Origin of the sequence: Porcipelethomonas sp., from assembly GCF_051893655.1 — a bacterium.
In the GTDB taxonomy this organism is placed as follows: domain Bacteria; phylum Bacillota; class Clostridia; order Oscillospirales; family Ruminococcaceae; genus Porcipelethomonas.
On the sequence record NZ_JBJFHN010000150.1, the window covers coordinates 1 to 5,461 of the forward strand.

Here is a 5,461-nt window from a genome sequence, read left to right on the forward strand (position 1 = left end):
GTTATGCTGATACTGCTTATGATCATCTTTTTTGGAACATTCAAGCTTACAGAGTATTATGAAAATCAAGAAGAGCTTAAACTGACCGCTCTTAAAAAACAGATGTTGGAAAAATCAATGAGTGAAACGGAACAGACCTTTATGCTCTGGAAGAAAAGTATGCATGATTACAAGCATAATATTGCAAATCTGATGTCGCTTGCCAATAATAATGACATTGAGGGGATAAAGCAGTATCTTCAAAGTGAGAATAAACTGCTGAGCAAAAAGCTGTTTTACTATAAAACAGGAAATGATACTGTGGACACTATACTGAACATAAAGCAGCGAGCAGCTGAAAGTAAAGGCATTACGTTTATTATCACTGCTAAAATACCAGATAATTGTATTGTAAAGTCAGCTCATTTTGCATCGATCCTTGGAAATCTTCTTGATAATGCAATTGAAGCGTCAATTGATGAAGAATCACCTTTTGTTGAAGTTAAAATAAAGCCTGTAAAGAGCTATTTAATGATTGTTGTTTCCAATAAATGTACTAAAAGCAACGTTGAATTGAAAACAACCAAATCAGACAAACAGCTTCACGGAATAGGAATAAATTCAGTTAAGCAAACAGTAAAAAGCTATAAAGGAACGTTTGTAACTGATCATACGGATGGAATATTTAATGCAGAAATAATGATACCAATGTAACATAGACCGGTTTGAAAAAATTTTCAAGCCGGTTTTTTATTCAAATTTACAATTCGTGCACAAAAAACGACAATTCGCGCAGGATTTTACAAAAATAGGTATTTATATGCTATTATAAAGCTACAAGGTCAACCGTGAATATTTCCTTAGGAACAGGAAATAAAATTGGAACAAGAAATTATTCATTGTTCCGGAAAGGAGATGAAAGGTATGAAGGCAAACTTTTCAGCTGTTATCAAAAAGACTCTTAAGAGTGTTGCACATATTTCAAGCGAAACTACATCTTTCGTAGGTCTTTATCAGCCCAAGACACCCAAGGCGCTTGTTAAGTCCGAAAAGAAGTGAGGTGTGGTAAATGTTCCATAACCTTGCTGTGGACATTGCATTTTTGCTGATTAAAAACAAAATAGTTGATATTCAGCATCGTGATGTTTATGTATATGGTCTTGAAGTTATTCTGCTTAATGGCAGCTTGCTGATTGTGTTTCTTATAGCAAGCATTCTGTGTGGAGCAATGCTTAACTTCTGGGCATATCTCATATTCTTTCTCCCGATACGTATTTTTTCAGGAGGATACCATGCCAAATCAAGCGAAAGCTGTTTTGTTTTATCAACAATAATGTATGGTTTGTCAATTGCGATTACTGCATTTTTTCCTCTGCTGTATCAGAACTGGAAATGGAGAGTTGCGGGATTTATTTCAGTTATAATTATTCTTATTTTTTCACCAATGGTAAACGAGAATAATCCATTGACCAAAGTACAGCAGAAAAGAAACAGGATAATTGTGTGCGTATTGCTCACAGCCGACCTTGTTTTATTTATCCTAAGCTGTAATTTCAATTGGCGAATTGCTTCAAACGAGATTGTATTCGTCATACTTGATGCGATTTTGCTGTTGATAGGCAAGGCGGTTCCGTTTTTAAAAGAGTATGATGAATGAAGAATGCTGTATTTGTTAAAAAACAAAAATATTAAAATGTTTCGTCTTTTTTGAAAATCAGAGTCACTATATTATAGTTGAATTAAATTTTCAGATAGATGGATGAAAGGATGGTATTTATTATGAACAAGACTTTTAAGAAAATTGCTGCTTCTATTATGGCAGTAACAACACTGACTGTGAGCATGGTTGGTATGAGTGCGAGTGCGTATTCAGATTCTGTATATTTTATGAGAGATGCAGGAGCGCCGAGTAGCGCCGGGACAACATCTGCAACGTGGAACTACAAAGCAGATATATCCACATCGACAATCACTGTTTCAAACTTTACTCGTACAGACAAGACTTCACGCATTTATGCATATATTTCTTCTGCTGGAATTGCCAACTCTGGTTTCATCAATCCCTCTGGAGGTTCTGTAGCTAAAAACGGCATAGTTCCTGGTGCGATAGTATATGCATCAGCTGAACTTAATAATTATAGCGGCACAATAAGAGCTAATGTTTCAATTAGTGGTTAAAAAGCAATCGAATATAACCGAAGACGATGTCCTACGCTTCTATAGGCGGTGAGCATTCTTTAGATTCAGTCGGAGATACAATCTCCGACTGAATCATGGCTTACTTCCCTAAGCCGTCTGCGTGTTTAATGCGGCGATTTGAAAAAAACATTGAGACAATATTGTATGAAGAATAAAATTTGAAGTCTTATACAATGTTGCCTCAATGTTGTTCAAAATATTCTGGAGGAATTTATGATTAAAAGATTTTCTGTATTTATCTTAACGTTGTTTTTACTTGTTGGTTGTGCATCTGTTCCTGATGAGGTGAAAGAAGATATGAGCAACTACAATGATTCAAGTTCCTCTGATGATGGGACTTCTTTTTCATATGTTGAAGTAAGTGAATTACAGAGCAATACTGAGGAGGCTCTCAAGGAAAGTTACGGTCAATTTACAATTTCAGATAAGATAAATTTTGTTAAGCCGGATGAAATTAATGTTATGAAATTTTCAATTATAAGTAACTTTAACGAAAATTCAGAAAAAATAATTCCATTTTTTTTTGATAAATCTATTATTGACCCTCAATTAACCTCAAACGAAAATGGATATCGTTTATATTACAATGAAAATGATAAAGTTTATTTCTGCACAGGTGACAACGGATTTATAGCTATGCTTAATCCTGAAGCATTCAATCTTGGATATTCATATAGTAAACCGCTTGTAAAGATATATCACCCGGACAGAAAAGATGATTTAAGTGATGAATACCAGCTTAAAGACGGAAAATGTTCTGTTTCAGATGCGGTTGATTATATCAACAATTGGTTTGAAACTAATTATAAACCGCTCGCTCCGTATTATGATTATCAGGTAAATACAGTTATTGTAAGAGAACATGAAGGCAATTATCTTTATCAATTTAGGGTTGAGGCTCTATATAATGGAGTTTCGATTGACAGTTATACAATAGAACCTAAATATGTAGACGGAGAACTTACGAATAAAATGGCATATTTCCCCTATGAAGTTTCAATACAGATGCTCAGCGTTAATTCAATTGATTCGTTTACAACAGGCAGCGGAATGCTCATTCCCAAAGTGGAAGAAAAAATAAACGAATGTATTTCCCTTGAAAGCGCTCTTGCTTATTGTGCAAATACATTTACAGATTTCAGAGACGTCACTATATCTGATATTGATATAATGTATACGCTTAATCCTGTGTATGACGAAAGCGATCCGGAAAATATTTTCGTTGTGGGCTATAATTCTCGTCCCGTGTGGGAATTTATAATAGATGTACCGCCGGAAGATTTTCTTGCAAATGGCGAAGCGAACACTTATGGCGATACAAGGAAATACATCTATATTGATATGGTGACGGGTGAACTCAAATACAACTTTGACATTGTAAAACAAGGAATTGGTGGTTAATGTGAAAAAATTAATTAACAGCGCTGCTGTTGAATTGAGAAAAACTATTTTCAGCTATGGATTCATTCTTTGCATTTTAATCACCTGCTTGCTGTGCTTTACATCGTCTGTTTATACTGACAGCTTTACAGGGAAAGAGTATTCAGTTTTTGAGGTCATAGCGAATAAAAGCAGATCCGTGTTTTCTTCATTCACAAGCTCCCAGCTGCTTCGTACATCTGTAAGTCCGTATATAACTATTTTTATTCCAGTTCTTTCATCGCTGCCGTTTGTTACAGGCTTCTGCGCAGAAAGGCTGGGCGGAAATATGAGATTCGTCATCATAAGAAGCGGCAAATATAAATATTGCGTTTCCAAATTCATCTCCGCAGTTTTAAGCGGCGGAACAGCTGTAATGTCTGGATTTATGCTATACAGTATTGCCATATGTTTTTCGTTTTCAAATGAGGGCTTGTCTGCCATTGAGCTGATAAAAATGTACATCGGAATGGGCATATATGGCATGATTTCTGTTCTCCCGGCATTTTTCCTCTCGGCGTTCATCAGGAATAAGTATATGATATGCTGTTTTCCGTTCATTTTTATGCACTTTTATTACACGACGGTCTCAAAAGTTCAGGATATCTTTAACGCTCGTGACCGTTGGGATATTGTTATAAAAATGTATTTTCTCTATCCCAGCAATATCAAAGAAGTATTATTTGATGTAAATGCCGGAATCATAATTTATCATGCAGTTTTAGCCATTGCCGCACTTGTTGGCTTTACCGTTATTATGAACAGGAGGCTCGACTATGGACAATAAATTTTCAATTTCGAGAACATGGCGAATTGCGTGTATTGATTTTTATAAATGGATAATAAATTCACGTATGGTAGTTGTTGCGGCGATGATAGTTTTCGTGTGGAGTTTTGCGGTCACTCCGCTTATGGAAATAAGTCGTGAGATGAACAGTCCGTTGAATTTTATTGAACCGTTTATAGCTGTTTTTAATTCAAGAGTATTATGCCTTGTAACTCCTGCTGTTTATATTTTTCTTATATCAGATCATCCTCATCTTGACAGAAACAGTCTTTTTGTTCTTCATAGAGTTAACAAAAGGGAATGGGTGCTTGGACAGTTCATCTTTTTTATTCTTTCTGCTTTTTCGTTCATGGGAATTATTTTTCTCTTCTCTCTGATTCCAAATTGTATGAATGCGTTCGTTGCAAATGGCTGGAGTCTTGTAGTTACCAAATACGGTGTTTACAATCCAGAAAGAGCCTATTCATTTGCCGCATCACTTATAAAGGAAGAATTATATAACCAGATAGCTCCGTATCAAGCGGCAGCAACATCTTTTTTTCTTAATTTCCTGTATATGCTGACTCTTGCAGTGATATTACTACTGTTTCACGTGTTGAATCTACGAAAAATCGGCGTTCCTGTTTCTATCAGCATTATTGCGGTAGGAAGCGCTCTTGGCATATTAAATTCACAGGGAATGTGGTATTTCCCCATGGCACATACTATGATACATCTTCACTATACAAAACATCTGAAAGAGCCGATAATGGATTTGAGAAGTTCCTTTCTTTATAATGGAATAATAATTTCAGCAATACTTATATTCAGTCTAATTCGGGTAAAGCATACGAATTTCCTGAATATTGATGATAACGAATAAGGAGGCAGACATGGATAACGTTATCGAAATTAAAAACCTCAGTCTTACCATAAAGAAAACAGAGATCCTGAAAAAAATAAATATCTCATTTGCGAAAGGGAAAATCCACGGTCTTATCGGCAGAAACGGCAGCGGAAAAACCATGCTGATGAAATGTATCTGCGGATTTATAAAACCTACAGAAGGTGAGATAATCGTCAACGAAAAGCGTATAA

General features: G+C 35.5%; 9 protein-coding genes. 8 read left to right on the plus strand and 1 reads right to left on the minus strand.

The window, feature by feature from the left end:
• From ACI4WO_RS09445 to ACI4WO_RS09465, 5 genes are all read left to right on the plus strand, one after another.
• Nucleotides 1-693, plus strand: a 693-nt coding sequence (locus ACI4WO_RS09445; protein WP_439807313.1) for a sensor histidine kinase, incomplete at its 5' end; no start/stop codon positions are given.
• A 210-nt stretch (nt 694-903) separates the two neighbouring features.
• The gene (locus ACI4WO_RS09450; protein WP_439807314.1) at nt 904-1,038 is read left to right on the plus strand and encodes a cyclic lactone autoinducer peptide; all 135 of its coding nucleotides are present in this window, start codon (nt 904-906) and stop codon (nt 1,036-1,038) included.
• A gap of 10 nt (nt 1,039-1,048) precedes the next feature.
• Complete coding sequence (locus ACI4WO_RS09455) at nt 1,049-1,636, plus strand: accessory gene regulator ArgB-like protein (RefSeq protein WP_439807315.1); 588 nt, start codon at nt 1,049-1,051, stop codon at nt 1,634-1,636.
• 122 nt (nt 1,637-1,758) lie between these two features.
• Nucleotides 1,759-2,157, plus strand: coding sequence for a hypothetical protein (locus tag ACI4WO_RS09460; RefSeq protein WP_439807316.1), 399 nt, complete (start codon nt 1,759-1,761; stop codon nt 2,155-2,157).
• A 234-nt stretch (nt 2,158-2,391) separates the two neighbouring features.
• The gene (locus ACI4WO_RS09465) at nt 2,392-3,579 is read left to right on the plus strand and encodes a hypothetical protein (protein ID WP_439807317.1); all 1,188 of its coding nucleotides are present in this window, start codon (nt 2,392-2,394) and stop codon (nt 3,577-3,579) included.
• A 111-nt stretch (nt 3,580-3,690) separates the two neighbouring features.
• Here the strand turns inward: ACI4WO_RS09465 and ACI4WO_RS09470 are convergent, their stop codons facing one another.
• On the minus strand, nt 3,691-3,936 hold the full coding sequence (locus tag ACI4WO_RS09470) for a hypothetical protein (protein WP_439807318.1): 246 nt from the start codon (nt 3,934-3,936) through the stop codon (nt 3,691-3,693).
• Nucleotides 3,937-3,973: 37 nt separating this feature from the next.
• On the opposite strand from ACI4WO_RS09470, the gene ACI4WO_RS09475 reads away from it, so the two are divergent.
• From ACI4WO_RS09475 to ACI4WO_RS09485, 3 genes are all read left to right on the plus strand, one after another.
• Entirely contained in the window at nt 3,974-4,384 is a 411-nt protein-coding gene (locus ACI4WO_RS09475) for a hypothetical protein (protein WP_439807319.1), read from the plus strand.
• Complete coding sequence (locus ACI4WO_RS09480) at nt 4,374-5,246, plus strand: hypothetical protein (RefSeq protein ID WP_439807320.1); 873 nt, start codon at nt 4,374-4,376, stop codon at nt 5,244-5,246. Before ACI4WO_RS09475 ends, ACI4WO_RS09480 begins: the two co-directional genes overlap by 11 nt.
• Before the next feature lie 10 nt (nt 5,247-5,256).
• A partial coding sequence (locus ACI4WO_RS09485; protein ID WP_439807321.1) for an ATP-binding cassette domain-containing protein occupies nt 5,257-5,461 on the plus strand: 205 nt, incomplete at its 3' end.